General features: G+C 33.6%; 19 protein-coding genes and 1 tRNA gene. 8 read left to right on the plus strand and 12 right to left on the minus strand.

What is annotated here, in order from left to right; translation table 11 throughout:
• Nucleotides 1-44 precede the first annotated feature (44 nt).
• The 4 genes from AC6EJB_RS05450 to AC6EJB_RS05465 all read right to left on the minus strand — a co-directional run bounded on the left by AC6EJB_RS05450 (nucleotide 45) and on the right by AC6EJB_RS05465 (nucleotide 1,607).
• The gene (locus AC6EJB_RS05450; RefSeq protein WP_498492794.1) at nucleotides 45-227 is read right to left on the minus strand and encodes a DUF8633 family putative protein; all 183 of its coding nucleotides are present in this window, start codon (nucleotides 225-227) and stop codon (nucleotides 45-47) included.
• A gap of 172 nt (nucleotides 228-399) precedes the next feature.
• Nucleotides 400-675 (minus strand): hypothetical protein, encoded by a 276-nt coding sequence (locus AC6EJB_RS05455; RefSeq protein ID WP_498492796.1) that lies wholly within the window; start codon nucleotides 673-675, stop codon nucleotides 400-402.
• Between the two features lie 146 nt (nucleotides 676-821).
• Nucleotides 822-1,148: a hypothetical protein gene (locus AC6EJB_RS05460; RefSeq protein ID WP_498492798.1), complete on the minus strand. Its 327-nt coding sequence runs from the start codon at nucleotides 1,146-1,148 to the stop codon at nucleotides 822-824.
• A gap of 183 nt (nucleotides 1,149-1,331) precedes the next feature.
• A complete protein-coding gene (locus tag AC6EJB_RS05465) occupies nucleotides 1,332-1,607 on the minus strand; it encodes an HU family DNA-binding protein (RefSeq protein WP_011295240.1) in 276 nt (91 codons plus the stop codon).
• A 734-nt stretch (nucleotides 1,608-2,341) separates the two neighbouring features.
• Between AC6EJB_RS05465 and AC6EJB_RS05470 the strand changes: the two genes are divergently transcribed.
• Nucleotides 2,342-4,402, plus strand: coding sequence for a glycogen debranching protein (locus tag AC6EJB_RS05470; protein WP_498492800.1), 2,061 nt, complete (start codon nucleotides 2,342-2,344; stop codon nucleotides 4,400-4,402).
• Nucleotides 4,403-4,413: 11 nt separating this feature from the next.
• Here the strand turns inward: AC6EJB_RS05470 and AC6EJB_RS05475 are convergent.
• A tRNA-Gly gene (locus AC6EJB_RS05475) sits at nucleotides 4,414-4,484 on the minus strand.
• A 134-nt stretch (nucleotides 4,485-4,618) separates the two neighbouring features.
• On the opposite strand from AC6EJB_RS05475, the gene AC6EJB_RS05480 reads away from it, so the two are divergent.
• From AC6EJB_RS05480 to plsY, 5 genes are read left to right on the plus strand one after another with little or no spacing between them, the layout of a single operon-like run.
• Entirely contained in the window at nucleotides 4,619-5,956 is a 1,338-nt protein-coding gene (locus AC6EJB_RS05480) for an MFS transporter (protein ID WP_498492970.1), read from the plus strand.
• A gap of 3 nt (nucleotides 5,957-5,959) precedes the next feature.
• Complete coding sequence (locus tag AC6EJB_RS05485; protein WP_498492802.1) at nucleotides 5,960-6,706, plus strand: MlaE family ABC transporter permease; 747 nt, start codon at nucleotides 5,960-5,962, stop codon at nucleotides 6,704-6,706.
• 5 nt (nucleotides 6,707-6,711) lie between these two features.
• Nucleotides 6,712-7,119 carry a DUF3119 family protein gene (locus tag AC6EJB_RS05490; protein WP_498492803.1) on the plus strand — a complete coding sequence of 136 codons (408 nt, stop codon included), beginning with the start codon at nucleotides 6,712-6,714 and terminating at the stop codon, nucleotides 7,117-7,119.
• 37 nt (nucleotides 7,120-7,156) lie between these two features.
• Nucleotides 7,157-8,185 (plus strand): DUF3086 domain-containing protein, encoded by a 1,029-nt coding sequence (locus AC6EJB_RS05495; protein WP_498492805.1) that lies wholly within the window; start codon nucleotides 7,157-7,159, stop codon nucleotides 8,183-8,185.
• A gap of 20 nt (nucleotides 8,186-8,205) precedes the next feature.
• The gene (gene plsY, locus AC6EJB_RS05500; protein WP_498492807.1) at nucleotides 8,206-8,802 is read left to right on the plus strand and encodes a glycerol-3-phosphate 1-O-acyltransferase PlsY; all 597 of its coding nucleotides are present in this window, start codon (nucleotides 8,206-8,208) and stop codon (nucleotides 8,800-8,802) included.
• Between the two features lie 4 nt (nucleotides 8,803-8,806).
• On the opposite strand, the gene pyrF is transcribed toward plsY, so the two are convergent.
• Genes pyrF through AC6EJB_RS05515 form a run of 3 tightly spaced genes read right to left on the minus strand, consistent with a single transcriptional unit; the run spans nucleotide 8,807 to nucleotide 11,133 of the window.
• Nucleotides 8,807-9,532, minus strand: coding sequence for an orotidine-5'-phosphate decarboxylase (gene pyrF, locus AC6EJB_RS05505; protein ID WP_498492809.1), 726 nt, complete (start codon nucleotides 9,530-9,532; stop codon nucleotides 8,807-8,809).
• A 9-nt stretch (nucleotides 9,533-9,541) separates the two neighbouring features.
• Nucleotides 9,542-10,789, minus strand: coding sequence for a tyrosine--tRNA ligase (tyrS, locus tag AC6EJB_RS05510; protein ID WP_498492811.1), 1,248 nt, complete (start codon nucleotides 10,787-10,789; stop codon nucleotides 9,542-9,544).
• Between the two features lie 26 nt (nucleotides 10,790-10,815).
• Nucleotides 10,816-11,133, minus strand: a complete 318-nt coding sequence (locus tag AC6EJB_RS05515; protein ID WP_498492813.1) for a DUF1825 family protein — start codon at nucleotides 11,131-11,133, stop codon at nucleotides 10,816-10,818.
• Between the two features lie 318 nt (nucleotides 11,134-11,451).
• Here AC6EJB_RS05515 and AC6EJB_RS05520 point away from each other — a divergent pair, with 318 nt between their 5' ends.
• Entirely contained in the window at nucleotides 11,452-12,051 is a 600-nt protein-coding gene (locus AC6EJB_RS05520) for a GIY-YIG nuclease family protein (protein ID WP_498492815.1), read from the plus strand.
• A gap of 37 nt (nucleotides 12,052-12,088) precedes the next feature.
• Nucleotides 12,089-13,576 carry a leucyl aminopeptidase gene (locus AC6EJB_RS05525; protein WP_498492817.1) on the plus strand — a complete coding sequence of 496 codons (1,488 nt, stop codon included), beginning with the start codon at nucleotides 12,089-12,091 and terminating at the stop codon, nucleotides 13,574-13,576.
• 64 nt (nucleotides 13,577-13,640) lie between these two features.
• Here the strand turns inward: AC6EJB_RS05525 and msrA are convergent, their stop codons facing one another.
• Genes msrA through fabZ form a run of 4 tightly spaced genes read right to left on the minus strand, consistent with a single transcriptional unit; the run spans nucleotide 13,641 to nucleotide 16,688 of the window.
• Nucleotides 13,641-14,198: a peptide-methionine (S)-S-oxide reductase MsrA gene (gene msrA, locus AC6EJB_RS05530; RefSeq protein ID WP_498492819.1), complete on the minus strand. Its 558-nt coding sequence runs from the start codon at nucleotides 14,196-14,198 to the stop codon at nucleotides 13,641-13,643.
• A gap of 47 nt (nucleotides 14,199-14,245) precedes the next feature.
• Complete coding sequence (lpxB, locus tag AC6EJB_RS05535) at nucleotides 14,246-15,421, minus strand: lipid-A-disaccharide synthase (RefSeq protein WP_498492821.1); 1,176 nt, start codon at nucleotides 15,419-15,421, stop codon at nucleotides 14,246-14,248.
• 3 nt (nucleotides 15,422-15,424) lie between these two features.
• The gene (gene lpxA, locus AC6EJB_RS05540; RefSeq protein ID WP_498492823.1) at nucleotides 15,425-16,276 is read right to left on the minus strand and encodes an acyl-ACP--UDP-N-acetylglucosamine O-acyltransferase; all 852 of its coding nucleotides are present in this window, start codon (nucleotides 16,274-16,276) and stop codon (nucleotides 15,425-15,427) included.
• Nucleotides 16,277-16,280: 4 nt separating this feature from the next.
• Nucleotides 16,281-16,688 (minus strand): 3-hydroxyacyl-ACP dehydratase FabZ, encoded by a 408-nt coding sequence (gene fabZ, locus AC6EJB_RS05545; RefSeq protein ID WP_498492972.1) that lies wholly within the window; start codon nucleotides 16,686-16,688, stop codon nucleotides 16,281-16,283.

Raw genomic sequence — 16,688 nt, forward strand, 5'->3', positions numbered from 1 at the left:
AATTTATAGCTAATATAAACTATTTTCATAGATAAAAGAAGGATTTATGATTTTTTTTTAGTCTCTAAAGGTATTTCACATTCAGTTAAATCTTGATCATTCAAACGATCTAATATTCGAACCATATCTATAGATGACAGCTCGCCATTGGTTCCCCATTTAAGAGTTGTCTTTCTCTGTTGTGGAACTTTTATTGTTTTTTCATCCTGGCCTTTTTTTTGTAGCATTACTACTTATACGACTCTAATAAAAGATTAAATTATAGGACTTCAAAAATAGCACTATAAAAAATATTCTTAGTTAAACTTTACTTTATTTCCCCCTTGATAGTAATATTTTCCTATTTTCAGCAAATATTCATCTAATTTATTTGATTAAAATATTAATAATTTTCAACCACTAGCTACGTCCAAAATTGTAAACAAAATCTTGGAACGAAGGACTATAAAAGTAAATAAGTACACTAATGACTAATAAAACATTCAAACCAATTACTATTGAACCAATAATAACCCTTTGACGCTTTCCAGGGACTTTATATTTCATGCCAGCTGGCAGATTAACTAATACGTCTGGATCATTAGAGCTTGATTTCTTAAATTTGTTTTCTTTGACCTTATCAGTCTTTATTGCCTTATCCTTAGTTTTTTTGGAATTAGAAGCTTTGGAGCCCATTGTCTTAGTTAGAAAAAAATCTTTATATTTCTTGCCCTAATTTTACTTAGATAAATCAAATAAAACCTCTTTTGTTCTAGTTTTTCACATTATGTTTTTGACCAAGTCAAAAATCAATAATAATGTTATCAGTTTATCGGTACTCTCTAGCAATATTTCTTCATAGCTTGAATAATACTTTTAACCTCGTTTTTTTTGAAATTAGAATTCATAGCCATTATTACATTTGCTTCTAGGCCTAACAATCTAGTTTGACAAGAAAACTTTTTATCTATTACTGCTCTTTTTTGATAAGAATTTATCATAAATAATGCCTTATTACAAAATTTCGTATCTTTATAACAACTCTTTAATAGCAGATCAAAAAATTGATAATCTCTAGAATCAAAGGCTGCAACAGGTATTAAAGGTATGAATAAACTTATAAGAATAATATATAAAAATTGATTATTTTTTAATGGATTAATAAACATAAAAAAGTTCGACTTTAAAAAGTTAATATTGATATGTAATTAAAAAACAATTTATAAGCTAATAAAAGAAGGTTTTTTTATTTATTAGATACAATATGATGGCTTACAAAAAAAGGACTCAATTTTTTAAAAGAGTCCCTTTAAGGAAGCAAAAATTAATAAGAAAATTAGCTTTTTAAGAAATTACCCCTGAACACGATCCTTAAATAACTTTCCAGCTGTAAACGCAGGCACTCGCTTAGCAGGTATTGCTATCTTTTCTCCTGTCTTTGGGTTTAAACCCTGACGAGCAGAACGATCGCGTGGTTCAAAAGAACCAAACCCAAGAATGGAGACTTTCTTACCCTCCACTACTGAATCAATAATTGTATCTATGGCGGCATCTACTACCAGAGAAACGTCTGTTTTAGTTAGCTCTGTACGAGCTGCAACCAGGTTAACAAGATCTGCTTTGTTCATTGGAAAGATTGTATGTAGCAGGGAGTAAGAGGAAGAAAACCAATAGAGGAATTAGTTTCCAAAAAACTCAATCTTGCTAATCGTATGGAGCAAATGACTTGCCTGCAACCCAAAGGCCTGTGGCAGTGAGCTTTCTAAAAAAAATAAGAGCATTTTTTTTTGGATTCAAAAATCTTTCTCAGTTTTCTTGAGAACCACCTAAAAAAATAAAACTTTTGTATTTTCCAAGCAAAAGCCTGTCATGGCAAGCTTTTACAAAGATAGATTTTTCAAATTATTACCCAGAAGAAGTATGACTTTTGCAATTAATTATTTTTTTTGACCAAAAAATAAATATTCAATTCAATTTCGTATGCATTAACAAAGGTACGCAGAACAGGACATTTATTGGTATTACAAAATAATAAACGCACTAAAAAGCAGAAAAATTTACATCCAATCTTTTTTTCTCAGCTCAAGAACTCCCATTTTCTGATTCCATGGCTTGCAAATGCTCTAAAATTTAGCTCTAAAAACATTTTTCTAAGTTTTTTGAGAATGCTATTCCTTTTGCTCAAAAAATAATTAGCTGCTCGCGAAAAAAGGATTTAGGATTTTTTCAAAACAAAGCTTAAAGTAAATTCTAAAAGTTTCTTTTTTAAAATGAGATTTCATTTTATATAACTTGTTAAAATAAACTAAACAACTAAGTTGGAGTAGATGTTGCTTGATTAGTAATTTAAAGGACAAAAAAATTGAGAAAAGTAAATGTTGGTTCAGCATGGCCTCTGGGAAGCGCAGTAACTCCTGATGGGGTTAATTTCTCACTAGCAGCTCCACATGCCAAAAATGTAGAATTACTGATATTTGAGAGTGAAGAGGACGACTATCCAATTGAAACAATATCTTTAGATCAAAAAAACAGATCTGGAGATTATTGGCACATTGAACTTGAGGGGCTGACTGAAGGGACTTTATACGGATACAAAGTTTTTACCGAAAAGAATACAGAAAAAGAGGGTTTTCTTGTTTTAGATCCATGCGCGCGAGCAATTACAGGCTGGGAAAGATATACAAGGAATCAAAAAGATAACTTTACTAACGGATATAGTCATTTTTTAAAAGGAGTAGTAACAAATAGAGATAATTTCAATTTCAAATCTCATCCAAGACCTAAACATTCATGGAATAAAACAATTATTTATGAATTACATGTTGGTGGATTTACTAAAAATCCAGATTCAAATGTTAGCGATTCTAAAGAAGGCACTTTTATAGGGTTAATTGAGAAAATACCTTATCTTAAAAGCCTTGGCATAACAAGTATTGAACTTCTTCCTGTTTTCGCCTTTGACACTTCAGATGCCCCAGAAGGATTAGAAAACTATTGGGGTTATAGTCCTATTAATTGGTTCACACCTCATCAAGGTTTTGTATACGGTCAAAACCCATTAGAGGCTCGAGAACAATTCAAGAAGTTGGTATCTGTTTGCCACGATAATGGACTTGAAGTATTAATTGATGTTGTTTACAATCACACATCAGAGGGCAATCAAGATGGTCCAATTATAAGCTGGAAAAATTTTGGTCCCAAAGTTTATTATCATCAGGATGAAGATGAAACTTATCAAGATGTAAGCGGATGTGGAAATACTATCGCTGCCAATCGTCCTTTAGTTAGGAAACTAATCTTAGAGTCCCTTCGCTGTTGGGCAATAGAACTTGGGGTTGACGGGTTTCGTTTTGACTTAGGTATTGCTTTGAGCAGAGGAGAAAATCTAATGCCTTTAGATGAGCCCCCTCTCTTTGAAGAAATTGAGTCAGATCCTAAACTTAGTGATATTAAATTAATTAGTGAACCCTGGGACTGCGGAGGCCTTTATAAATTAGGTAATTTCCCTGCAAAAAAATTCAGAACATGGAATGGTCATTTTAGAGATGATGTTAGAAGATTTTGGAAAGGTGAAAAAAGTACAATATGGCCGCTAAAAGATAGATTAATAGGCAATAAAGTCCTTTATCGAGATAATAAATTAGCGAATATATTTAGTGTTAATTTCATAACTTCTCATGATGGATTCACATTAAAAGATCTAGTAAGTTTTAATAAAAAACATAACTTTGCAAATGGAGAAAATAATAGAGATGGAGAGAACCATAATAATAGTTTTAATTATGGAGTTGAAGGACCTACTACAAATAAAGCAATAAATAATTTAAGGAAAAGACAACAAAGGAATCTGCTTTCTTCACTTCTTTTATCTCCTGGAATACCAATGATTTTAATGGGTGATGAGATAGGAAGAAGCCAAGGAGGCAATAACAACTCCTGGTGTCAAGATAACCAACTTGGTTGGATGACTTGGAACCATAAAAATTGGGATCAAGACTTAAAAGATTTTGTGATAAAACTGATTTTTCTTCGGAAACAACTACCAGAGTTTTTTAGTCCAGAATTTGTCTATGACTCTTGCCAGGATGGTACAAATATCAACAACTCTGATTTTTGGATTCAGTGGCATGGGATTAAAGTAAATAAACCTGACTGGGGTGACTGGTCTCACACAATTGGATATAGCATTAACAAAAGTGATCACGGCTCAGCAATCTGGCTTGGCTTTAATGCTTATAAAGAAGCAATGCTTTTTGAATTACCAAAGCCAATTTCTCCATGGAAAAAGTTTATTGATACCTCTTTTTTAAAAAATAAAAGCATCTCTAAAAAACCTCTAGCAAATCAATCAAACATACGAATTGAAAGTAATAGTCTTGTGCTAATGGTCGCAAGTGAGTATTCAAAAAAAATTAAGCTATGAGGAGACAAATAAGCGGGCGGCGGGAATCGAACCCGCATCATCAGCTTGGAAGGCTGAGGTTTTACCACTAAACTACGCCCGCGCTAATAAAAGAATATTTCCAGAAAACTGGATTATTCCCATATAGCCTACATACATTATTACCTTTCACCCCCCCTGTTCTCAAAAAGATTGACGAATTCCAATAGGCTGATAAAAAAAGATCGCATAAGGCTAATGCTGTCTTATGGGCTGGGGGATTCAGGGACAGGGCTGGCGTCAGCTCAATTTGGCTTTTATCTATTTCCTTTCTTTACCTGTGCCGCTGGGTTGCCCCCATGGATAGCTAGCTCTATTTTGATGATAATAAAACTCTGGGATGCAATTAATGATCCTTTAATTGGCTGGATGAGTGACCATACTCAATCTAGGTGGGGGCCAAGATTACCTTGGATGGTTGGAGCATCATTACCTTTGGGAATTTTTTTAGCCGCCATGTGGTGGATTCCCAATGACTTCTCAATCAGAGAAAAAACTGCTTATTACATTTGCACATCAATTCTTTTCATGACAGCTTATACATCTGTCAACCTTCCTTATGGTGCATTATCAACAGAACTTAGTGAAGATGAAAATGTGAGAACTAGACTTAATGCTGCAAGATTTACCGGCTCCATACTAGCTTCTTTATCAGGTTTGATTGTAGGAGCAATGTTTTTAACAAAAGGGGATGAAGGTTACTTAACGATGGGGAGAATCTCAGGAACTATCGTTACGGTGGTAACTCTGCTTTCTACTTGGGGGCTAGCTCCTTTTGCAAAGATTGCGAGAAAGCCAATTAATACAATACAGCCAATAAATAATCAGTTTAAACGTATTGTAAGTAATAAAATATTTATAAAAGTTATATATCTTTATTTGCTGCTTTGGTGTGGACTTCAACTAATGCAAACAGTTTCATTAATATATCTACAGCAAGTGATGAATGTACCAAGAGGGATATCTTTTTGGATCATAATTCCTTTTCAAATAAGTGCTCTTTTAGGATTACAAGTCTGGAGTTTTTTTTCTAATAAATATGGAAGAATTAATGCCCTCAAAAGAGGGGGCATTATATGGATAAGTGGTTGCTTAATTGCAATGATCTTGCCTCCATTATCAAATAATTTTGCAATTAACAATTTAAATATAGACCTCATAAAAATGCTAGTTTTATTTATAACTATTTTATTTGTTGGATTTGGCGCATCAACAGCATACTTAATACCCTGGTCCTTATTACCAGATGCAATAGATCATGATCCAGATAAGGCTGCAGGAATTTATACAGCTTGGATGGTTTTATGCCAGAAACTAGGCATTGCTCTAAGTGTAGGTTTATTTGGATACCTTCTTACTTTTGCAGGATTCAAAGAAGGAGCATGTCAGGAAATTATTGACATTGCTCAGCCTGCCTCTGCATTACTTACTGTAAGAATTTGCATGGGTTTAATACCATCTATTCTTGTATATTGGGGCTTATTAATAACTAGAGATTGGCAAGATAAAGATGAAATTAAATTAATAAAAGTCTGATTTATGAATTCACCTAGATGGATAAAAAGGTTTGGGGCCAGTCTTTTAATAGGCGGACAAGCTATCACTTCAACAGTTAAAGGTCGTATTAACAAATCAGACTTAATTGACCAATTAATGGAGGCTGGACCTGGAAGTTTTTTAATAGTTTTAATTACGGGGATTGCTGCTGGGACAGTTTTTAATATTCAAGTTGCAGCAGAATTAAGTAAACAAGGTTTAGGTTCTGAAGTTGGCGGCCTTTTAGCTATTGGGATGGCGAGAGAGATAGCACCCTTGCTTACCGCAACTCTTTTAACTGGAAAAGTTGCAACTGCTTATGCTGCGCAAATAGGCACTATGAAAGTTACCGAACAAATTGATGCCATTACAATGCTTCAAACAGATCCAGTTGAATATTTAGTTGTCCCAAGAATTTGTGCAATGGTTTTGATGGCGCCCATACAATGCTTATTCTTCTTTACTGTTGCTTTATATAGCGGTCAAAGCAGTAGTACTATTCTCTATCAAATTCCACCAAGTATCTTTTGGAATTCAGTAAGAGAATGGCTAGCCACCTCTGATCTGCCTTTTATGCTAATTAAAGCGTTAGTATTTGGTCTTTTGATAGCAATTATTGCTTGTGGATGGGGCTTAACCACTAAAGGTGGGCCAAAAGAAGTAGGATCAAGTACTACTGGTGCAGTAGTCATGACTCTAATATGCGTATCTTTAGTAGATGTGTTACTCACCCAAGTTCTTTTTGGCTAAAAAATATGGCATCTGAGAATCCTCTTGACAAAGATAGTGTGATTTTATCGCCTTCTTATCGTTTACCCATCTTCATAATAATAATAGGCTTATTATTTTTAATATCCCCTTTTCATCCCTGGCCTACAATTATAATTTGCAGCTTTGGTTTTTTTCTATTACTCCAATCTTTCACATTAAAATTGAAATTCACTAAGGATGATTTAATCGTTATGCAATTAGGAAATGAATTAAGAAGATTTCCTTTTAAGAACTGGATAGCTTGGAGAATTATTTTGCCACAATTGCCAGGTTTTTTTTACTTTAGAGAAGAAGCAAGCCCTCATCTTTTACCCATACTTTTTGAGGTTAACTCTTTAAGAGAACAGTTAAGGTTAAGAGTTAAGGATTTAGAAATACAAAAAGAAGTATAATTATAAAAATTTAAAACTTAGTTATAGTTTTTGAAATATGGAATTCGAAGAAAATCTATCTCATGACAAACCAAAATCAGAAGAAAAAATTTCTTTAGAAAATTCCTCAAAAGAGAAACTTGCAGCCCAAAAGCCTCTCGATAAAGAATCAAAATCAAGAAGCAAAAATATGACAGAAAAGAATCAAAGAATATCTAATGAACAAACACAGTCTTTAATTAATCTTGCTCTTAAAGATCTTCACCTTTCACGTGAGAGATTAGAGAAAGAATTAGAAGAACTTACAAAAAAGAAAGTACAAATCGAGACTGAGCTAAAAAGCACATTTTCAGGTCAATCTGACGCAATTGCCAGAAAGGTTAAAGGTTTTCAGGAATATTTAACCGGAGCACTTCAAGACTTAGCCCAATCAGCCGAACAACTAGAGCTTATTGTTCCACCAGTAATAGTGAAACCATCTCCCCTTGATGAAAATAAAAAAATAGAGCCTTCCAAAGAACAAGAAATTATTCATGCAGTTTCTGATACTTTCAAACCTGATGAAAATTTAATAAGAAGGTGTTTTAATCAATTTCTAGAACAACCCGATTTCTATGCAGAACCATGGAAACTAAGAAGGAGTCTAGAAAGAAATGATATTGAAATGCTTGAAGATTGGTTCTTTAGCATGGGTGGAAGGGGCGCACAACCTAGTAGAGGAAGTAGATCAAAGAATGCATTGGTAGCAGCAGGGATTATTGCAATTTTAGGTGAGTTATATGGAGAACAATTTCAAACTTTGGTGCTTGCAAGTCAACCAGAACGTCTTGGTGAGTGGAGAAGATGCCTTCAAGATGCATTAGGTCTTAACCGTGAGGATTTTGGACCAAATAGCGGGATAGTCCTTTTCGAAAGATCCGATGGATTAATTGAAAGAGCCGATAGACTAGAAGAAAGAGGCGAGCTGCCTTTAATAATTATTGATGCAGCCGAGATAAATGTAGAAGTTCCAATTCTTCAATTTCCAATTTGGCTTGCTTTTGCGGGAAGTCCTAATGAGATTTTTGAAGAAGATGAATTAATATAAAAATTGCTATTTAATTTATTTTGAATTTATTAATTCTACTTTTAGGATATTTATTTGGATCTTTTCCTAGTGGTTATTTAGCTGGAAGAATTGCTAAAGGAGTTGATATTCGTTCATTAGGTTCTGGATCTACAGGAGCGACAAATGTATTAAGGCATATTGGTAAACGCGCCGCTATTACAGTTTTTTTAATAGACGTTTTCAAAGGAATAATATCTATTTTATTAGCAAAATATTTCCTTTTAAATGATTCATGGCAAGTTGCAGTTGGTCTCTCAACACTAATCGGTCATATATGGCCTGTTTGGCTTAATTGGAGAGGAGGTAAAGCTGTCGCTACAGGTTTAGGAATATTTCTTGGACTTTCATGGCAAGTTGGGCTTGCAACATTAGGTGTCTTTCTCTTGGTTATCACAATATTTAGAATAGTATCTTTAGCTAGTGTTAGTGCTGCATTAGCTCTACCTTTAATGATGTTTATAAGCTTCAATAATACAATTATTTCTATGCCATTTTTATTAATCTCAATACTAGCTATGTTCTTAGTGATTTGGAGACATAGAGAAAACATAGCCAGACTAATGAAAGGTAAAGAGCCAAGAATTGGGCAAACCTAAGAAATTAAATAACAACTTTATTACAAAAACTTTTGAACATATTAGCCGGATCTTTTGATTTAGTGATTGCTCTGCCAATAACTAATTTTGAAGCTCCCATCTTGATCGCTTCGGATGCATCAGAGACCCTGGATTGATCGTTGATATCTGAATCTAATGACCGTATTCCAGGAGTTACCAATTCAAAGGTCTCAGGGTATACTTCACGAAGAAATTGAACCTCTCTAGGGCTGCATACACATCCTCCTAAGCCTGACTTAAATGCAATCTCTGCTAGATGCTTAACACGTTTATCAATTGATTGATTAATTAATAGATCACTAGCAAAACTTTCGCTATTCCAACTAGTCAGAATTGTAATTCCTAACAGTTTTGGTGGCTCTAAATTAACTTTAGCGGCTCCCTCAAGTGCAGCTTCATTGGCCATCTTAAGAGCATTTGTACCTGCGCAAGTGTGCAAAGAAATATACTCTGCACCAGTTTGTGAAGCTGCGAAACATGCTCTAGCAACTGTATTAGGAATATCATGAAATTTAAGATCTAAAAATATTTTTTTCCCCTTATCTCTCAATATAGACAATACATCTAGTCCTTCACTAACAAATAACTCGAGGCCAACTTTAACCCATATAATTTCGGGTATTTTTTCCATTAGATTTAAAACATTGTTCTTATCCATACCATCTAAGGCAATAATTATTTTTTCACTTGGATTATCAATATTTTTCATAAGAATCTATCAATTTGAAACACGAAGAAATTTTTTCTTTCCTACTTGCAATATTTTTCCTATAAGATCATTTGGTGTATCAAACTCTAGATTAGGATCCATAATTTTTTCACCATCAATTCTTACTCCTCCTCCAAGGATTTGTCTTCTTGCTTCACTGCTACTTGAACACATTTCCATCTTACTAAATAAATAAAATGCTTTAGCTGGAAAATTCACATTTGAAATTGAGGCTTCTGGTATTTCCTCAAGGGGATCTTGAGTACCTAAAACTAATTTTTCAGAATTAGCTTGAGCTTTTTGGGCGGCTTCAATTCCTTTAAAATTAGATGTTATTTTTAAAGCCATGAATTTTTGAACCTCTCTTGGATTTGAACTTAATTCTTTTAAGTTTTCATTAGTTAGTAAATTTAAATAACTAAAAACTAAATTATCTGGAACCTTTTCTAATTTTGAATACATAGATAATGAATCTTCATTTATGCCTACAATATTGTCTAAGCTTTTACTCATTTTTTGTGTCCCATCTAACCCAACTAAAATAGGTAATAGCATTCCAAATTGGGGTTTCTGTCCAAAGGCTCTTTGCAGATCTCGTCCCATAGCAATATTAAATTTCTGATCAGTACCACCAAGTTCTAAATCAGAATTGATTGCAACTGAATCATATCCTTGAAGAAGTGGATACAGAAATTCATGAAGAGATATGGGAGTGCCAGATTTATATCGATTACTAAAATCTTCTTTAGCCAGCATTTGACCAACTGTTGAATTTGACAAAAGTTCTATAACTTTAGACAAATTAAGATTTTCAAGCCACTCACTATTTCTTCTTATTTCTAAGCGACTAGAAGTTGAAAAATCAAGTAATGAATCTTTGGGTTCTTTACCTAAGCCTAATTGTTCAAGATAATTTAATGCATTTGCTTCAACCTCATCTTTTGAAAGCTGAATTCTAGTTTTACTTTTTCCAGTTGGGTCTCCAATCCTTGCTGTAAAATCTCCAATTATTAGTACTGCTGTATGTCCAGCATCTTGGAAAGCTCTTAATTTCCGAAAAAGAATACTATGACCTATGTGAATATCAGTTCCTGTTGGATCAATTCCAAGTTTTACACGTAAAGGATTTTCTTCTTTAGATGCAAGTTCTAATCTTTTTTGAAAGCTTTGATCTGAATCTTCGGAATTATCATAAGGGAAAAGATCATCTAAACCTCTAGAGACCCATTCAGGTAATTCATTGAATTTATTTAACATAGTCTAAACATTAAAAAGGTTAAAAATCATTTATCTAATTCAGATTTCATTCGTACTAATGTTTTATTCATCTGATCAAACATTTGATCAGGTGTAATCCCAAATTGACTCAACTGAGTCTTTAACTGTTCCACAGTCATTTTTGCCTGAAAATCTTCTGAAAGTTCAAATCGTTTCATAAATACTTTATACCTCTCCATTAAACTCTCCATACTATCAATAAACATTACTTTCCCTTCTCTATCAAATTTTCCATAATCAGATCCTAATTTCATCAGATTCTGATAATCAGTGAAAAGTTTTTTTGCCTCTTCCTGAACAATTTCGGACTCGAAAAAACTCATATCCTTAAACCAAGTTGATAGATCAATAGCTCGATTTGGAATTCAAAGACTTCCATTGATCATAACATCGAAACATTTATGAAGTTTAGACCATTTCCATGCAAAAACATTTGTATGGGTAGTGTAAATAGCCACACCACCAAAAAAATATAATTCTTACTCAAGTTAAATAAAAACTTACTAATAAAGAAAAACACTTTAAATTTGATCTTGACAAGCTAAGCTCAAAGTGTTCTAAACCAAAATAATATAAAATTTTGGGCACTTCATAATAAAAATATTAATTCAACATCTCTTTTTTATTTTAATCTTTTTAAAATGATAAAATTAAATCGGCAATACAATTTATTTAACAATAATGATTTAGATTTTTCAGCAAAAGATCATCTTCAAGATATATATATTGACAAAAAAATAATTCTAGAATGGCAAGAAAAAATCGTTAATCATCAATCTCCCATTTTTAAAAGCGGTTACAAAGATGTAAATCAATCTTCACTATTTGAATCTAGTTCAGAAGAATTAAATGAATCTTTCAATCCAATTGAGCTTACTCCTTTACCTTTAAGTTTTTGGAGATGGCCAAAAGCAATGCATGAGGGACCTGCGGTTTATTTTGTAATGGATAAAATTATTGATTCAGATGAAAATATAATTTTATATATCGGAGAAACAATTTCCGCAGAGAAAAGGTGGAAAGGGGTACATGACTGTAAAAATTATCTTTCAAATTATTCCGATTCTCTTCATAAAGCAAATATCTCAAACAAAATAAATATTCGTTTTTGGCTTGATGTTCCTAGTAAAACCAAGGAGAGAAGAAAATTAGAACAAAAGCTTATTCAAACTTGGCTTCCACCATTTAATAAAGAGACAAGGGAAATATGGGCAACGCCATTTACTTCTCAAATCAATTAGTAAAAATTGTTATCATAAATACAAGTATAAAAATTAAATGCAAATTTCAGCAGTCTCCAAAAAAATTAACGAATGGTCAGGATCAGTTCTTATTGCTGGGATTTTGGAGGGAACAATAGAAAGCCAAATTAATTTATTTAAGACAATTATAAAAGATACTTTTTTAAACCAAAGGTTTATTGATTCAAAGTTCGAAGGCAAAAAAAATCAGAATTTATCAATTGAGCTTATTGAAGGGAAAATAAAAAAAGTAATTTTTGTAGGCTTAGGCAAGGCCGAAACTCTTCGAATTGACGATCTAAGGAAGGCAGCTTCAATCTGTACTCGTAAAGTTTCAAGTCATGAGAAAAAATTAGGAATATTTTTTCCCTGGGATGCATTTGACCCTTCCTCAGCTGCATGCGCAGTTGGAGAAGCAGTTCGATTGTCATCTATTAAAGATCTTAGATTCAAATCAGACTCAAAAGAGACTACTCCAATTGATGAAGTTGAATTTATAGGCTTGGACAGCAAAATCACTAAATCAGCCATTGCTGAAATAAATCCAATTTGCGAAGGAGTTAAATTTGCAAGAGAGCTTGTTTCAGCCCCCCCCAATATTCTTACCCCACATCAAATGGCGAAAGAGGCTGAAAAATTAGCCGTTGATTATGATCTAGATCTAAAACTTCTTGACAAAAAAGAGTGCGAAGAGCATGGAATGGGAGCCTACTTAGCGGTTGCTAAAGGATCAGATCTAGAACCTAATTTTATACACTTAAAATATTCTCCAAAAACCGCAAAACACAAAGTCGTATTAGTCGGCAAAGGTTTAACTTTTGACTCTGGTGGCTACAACTTAAAAGTAGGTGCTTCTCAAATTGAAAAAATGAAGTACGACATGGGAGGAAGTGCTGCTGTTCTTGGAGCAGCAAGAGCAATCGCAGAACTAAAACCAAGCAACACCGAGGTTCATTTTATTGTTGCTGCTTGCGAAAATATGATTAACGGTTCTGCATTGCATCCTGGAGATGTCATCAAAGCATCGAACGGAAAAACCATTGAAGTAAACAATACTGATGCAGAAGGAAGATTAACTTTAGCTGATGCTTTGGTGTATTCATGCAAACTCAAGCCTAACGCCATAGTTGATCTGGCGACTCTTACTGGAGCTTGCGTGATTGCGTTAGGAGATGAAATAGCTGGGTTATGGACTGACGATGATCAGCTCTCTGAACAATTAACTAAAGCTGCAGGCAAAGCTGGAGAGGGTATTTGGAGGATGCCTATGCAAGATTCATACAAATCTGGAATTAAATCATCTATTGCCGATTTACAAAACACAGGGCCTAGACCAGGAGGATCAATTACTGCTGCATTGTTTCTTAAAGAATTTGTGAACTCAAGCATTCCATGGGCTCACATTGACATAGCAGGTACATGTTGGACTGAAAAAGATAGAGATATAAATCCAAAGGGTGCAACTGGGTATGGAGTAAGAATGTTAGTTAACTGGATAAAAGAATTGAATCTCAGAGCGCATTAATATATTTACTTAATCCAAAGATCAAAAATATATATTTAAGATCTTTGGATTAAGTAAATGATTACTATTTATATTCTCCCCATACCTTTTTAAGTCTATTATCTCTTCCACAACTTGTTCTATAGAAATTATATTTAAGTGGATTTTTAGCAGCAAAGTCCTGGTGATATTTCTCTGCTATCCAAAAGTTTCTTGAATCAAGAATATCAACTTTTAATTGGTCTAAGGGTATATTTAATCCAACAGAAATATTTTCTTGACTCTCTTTTGCAGCTCGCTCTTGTTCTTGATTCGATGTAAAGATAACAGGCTTATATGAATCACCTCTATCACAAAACTGTCCCCTACTATCAAATGGATCAATATTAAACCAATACTGTTTAAGTAACTCTTTATAGCTAATAATATCTGAATCAAAACTAACTTTCACAACCTCTTGATGCCCACTATGATTTTCATATGTAGGATTAATTAAATCACCTCCGGAATATCCACTTTCTACCGAAACTACTCCATCTAGTTTCTCTAGATCATGTTCTAGGCACCAAAAACAACCTCCTGCAAAAATAGCTTCTTCTGTTCCGGCAAATGCTTGCAGCGGACAAAATATTAAAAGTTGCATCAGCGTGCAAAATACTATAAGTTTTCTGAAGATTTGATTCATAGGAATTATTTAACTAATAAGTCCAGAATATCCTTTGATGCTCTATCTGTAACTCCAGGCTTTCCTAATTTATCTTTTAATCTCTTATAGCCAAGCATTATCTCATCTTTAGTCGAAGTATCCTCAAGGATTCTTAATGCTGCATTAAAAATCCTTTCAGCTTTAAAGTCCTCTTGAATGAACTCTGGTATTAACATTTTATTTAAAAGAAGATTAACTGGAGAAATATATTTAACATTAAATCTCAATAAATATTTTGCCAAAATAGCAGTAACTCTACTTACTTTATATCCAACTATTTGTGGAACTGAATTTAGAGCTAATTCCATATTTATCGTACCAGACTTAGTCAAAGCAAGATGAGCAGCTGAAAATAAAAATGGCTTTATATCATCAACTTCATTCGACAAAATAATCCTTCCAGATACGCCATATTCTTTCAATGAAATATTTAATAATTTATCAAATTCTTTTAAACCAGAAGGTATTAAAACAGTAATAGAAGGGTCCTTTTCTTGAAGAAGCTTAGCCGCTTTAAGTAATGTTGGTAAAATATATTTAAGCTCTTGTTTTCGAGAAGCAGGAATAAGAAGAAGAAGCTTTTGATCAGGTTTTAAGCCTATTCTCTTAAAAGATTCTTCTTTAGTAGGAATATTTTGATAAAAATCCAACATTGGATGACCAACAAATTTTACATTTCCTCCCTTATTCGAATAAAACTTAGCTTCCGCTTCAAAGATAGCTAATATTTTATCTGTAAAACCAATCAAATCGGTTGTACCCGAATCACCTAATCTCCATGCCCATTCCTGAGGCGCAATATAATAAATTATTGGAATATTAGGGAACTTTTTTTTAACTTTTAACCCTAGTCGAATATTTGGCCCCATATAGTCAATTAAAACAACGGCATCAGGAGGGGAAGAACTTAGGTAATTATCAATTTTCGATTGTGCATTTAAAGTTGGCAGGACGTAAGGAAGAGCTTCTAAAAAACCAATTGCACCTATTGAAGAAGTATTAGATATTAATTGGGCTCCAGATTCCCTCATCCTCTCACCACCTAGAGCGATTATCTTTAATTCAATTTTTCTTTTTTCTGCATTAATCTTTAAAGCCTTTATTAATAAACTTCCCTGCAAATCCCCAGAGACTTCACCAGTACTAATTAACAACTTCATTCTTTATTTAGTTGCCATTAAAGAAGGCATTGGCCCCCTTCTACCTTTACCAATAGAGAGTTCTATAAATCCACATAATCTTTCGGAGGATTGGTATAAATTCTCTTGTCTTGCAATTTTTAAACCATCAGAAATTACATTTTCAGATTTAAATAGTAAGTTCCAAACCTTTTTCAATTGTATATATTCTTCTTTATTCTCTTTATCTATACTCTTCCTTTTAATTCCAACTTTATTTAGCCCCCGCATTCTTCCTGGATGTCCTTCTGCTAAGCAATATGGAGGAACATCTCTATCAACTCTTGTCATGCCTCCAATCATAGCTAAATAACCAATATGAACAAATTGATGTATTCCCAAACAACCTCCTATAACAGCTCGATCTTCAACGACAACATGACCTGCAATCTGTACACTATTAGCTATGACTACACTGTTTCCAATTTCACAATTATGTCCTAAATGTGAATAAGCCATTAACAAATTTTGATCTCCAACTATAGTTTTCTCGCCTTTAAAGGTAGCCCTATTAATAGTTACACATTCCCTAAAAGTATTATTATCTCCAATTAACACATCAGTAGAGTCTCCTTTATATTTTAAATCTTGGGGTTCCAATCCAATACATGCTCCTGGAAAAATTTTATTATTTGATCCTATTTTTACTTTTCCCTCAATAATTACATTTGGTCCAATCCAAGTATTTGGACCAACAATCACATCTGGACCGATAACGGCCCCTGAACCAACACTTACACCTTTCCCAAGTTCAGCCTTAGGAGATACATCTGCAAAGTCATGAATATTAACTTTGTTATCTCGTTTAAAGCTTTCAGAATATTCAAGTTCACTCATCACTTCAATCCATAAGGGAGAACATCAAATCTCCCGAACAAACCAAATTTTCACCCACTTTTGCTTCTCCCCTAACCTTCCCAAATCTCTTCCTTTTAATGCTTATCAATTCGCAAGATATTAATAATTGATCTCCAGGAACCACTGGTCGTCTAAACCTAACTGCGTCAATCCCAGCAAAAACAAACAGCCCTTTTGGAAGATCGGGCATTTGTGAAACAATCAAACCACCGACCTGAGCCATTGCTTCAACTATTAAGACTCCAGGCATTAAGGGTCTCTCAGGGAAATGGCCTTGAAATTGAGGCTCATTAAGAGTGACATTCTTTATAGCTAAAGCTTTTTTTCCTGGATCATGTTCTATCACTCTGTCAACAAGCGCAAAAGGATATCTATGTGGCAAAAGCCCCAT

This window comes from Prochlorococcus sp. G4PB17 (assembly GCF_059772445.1).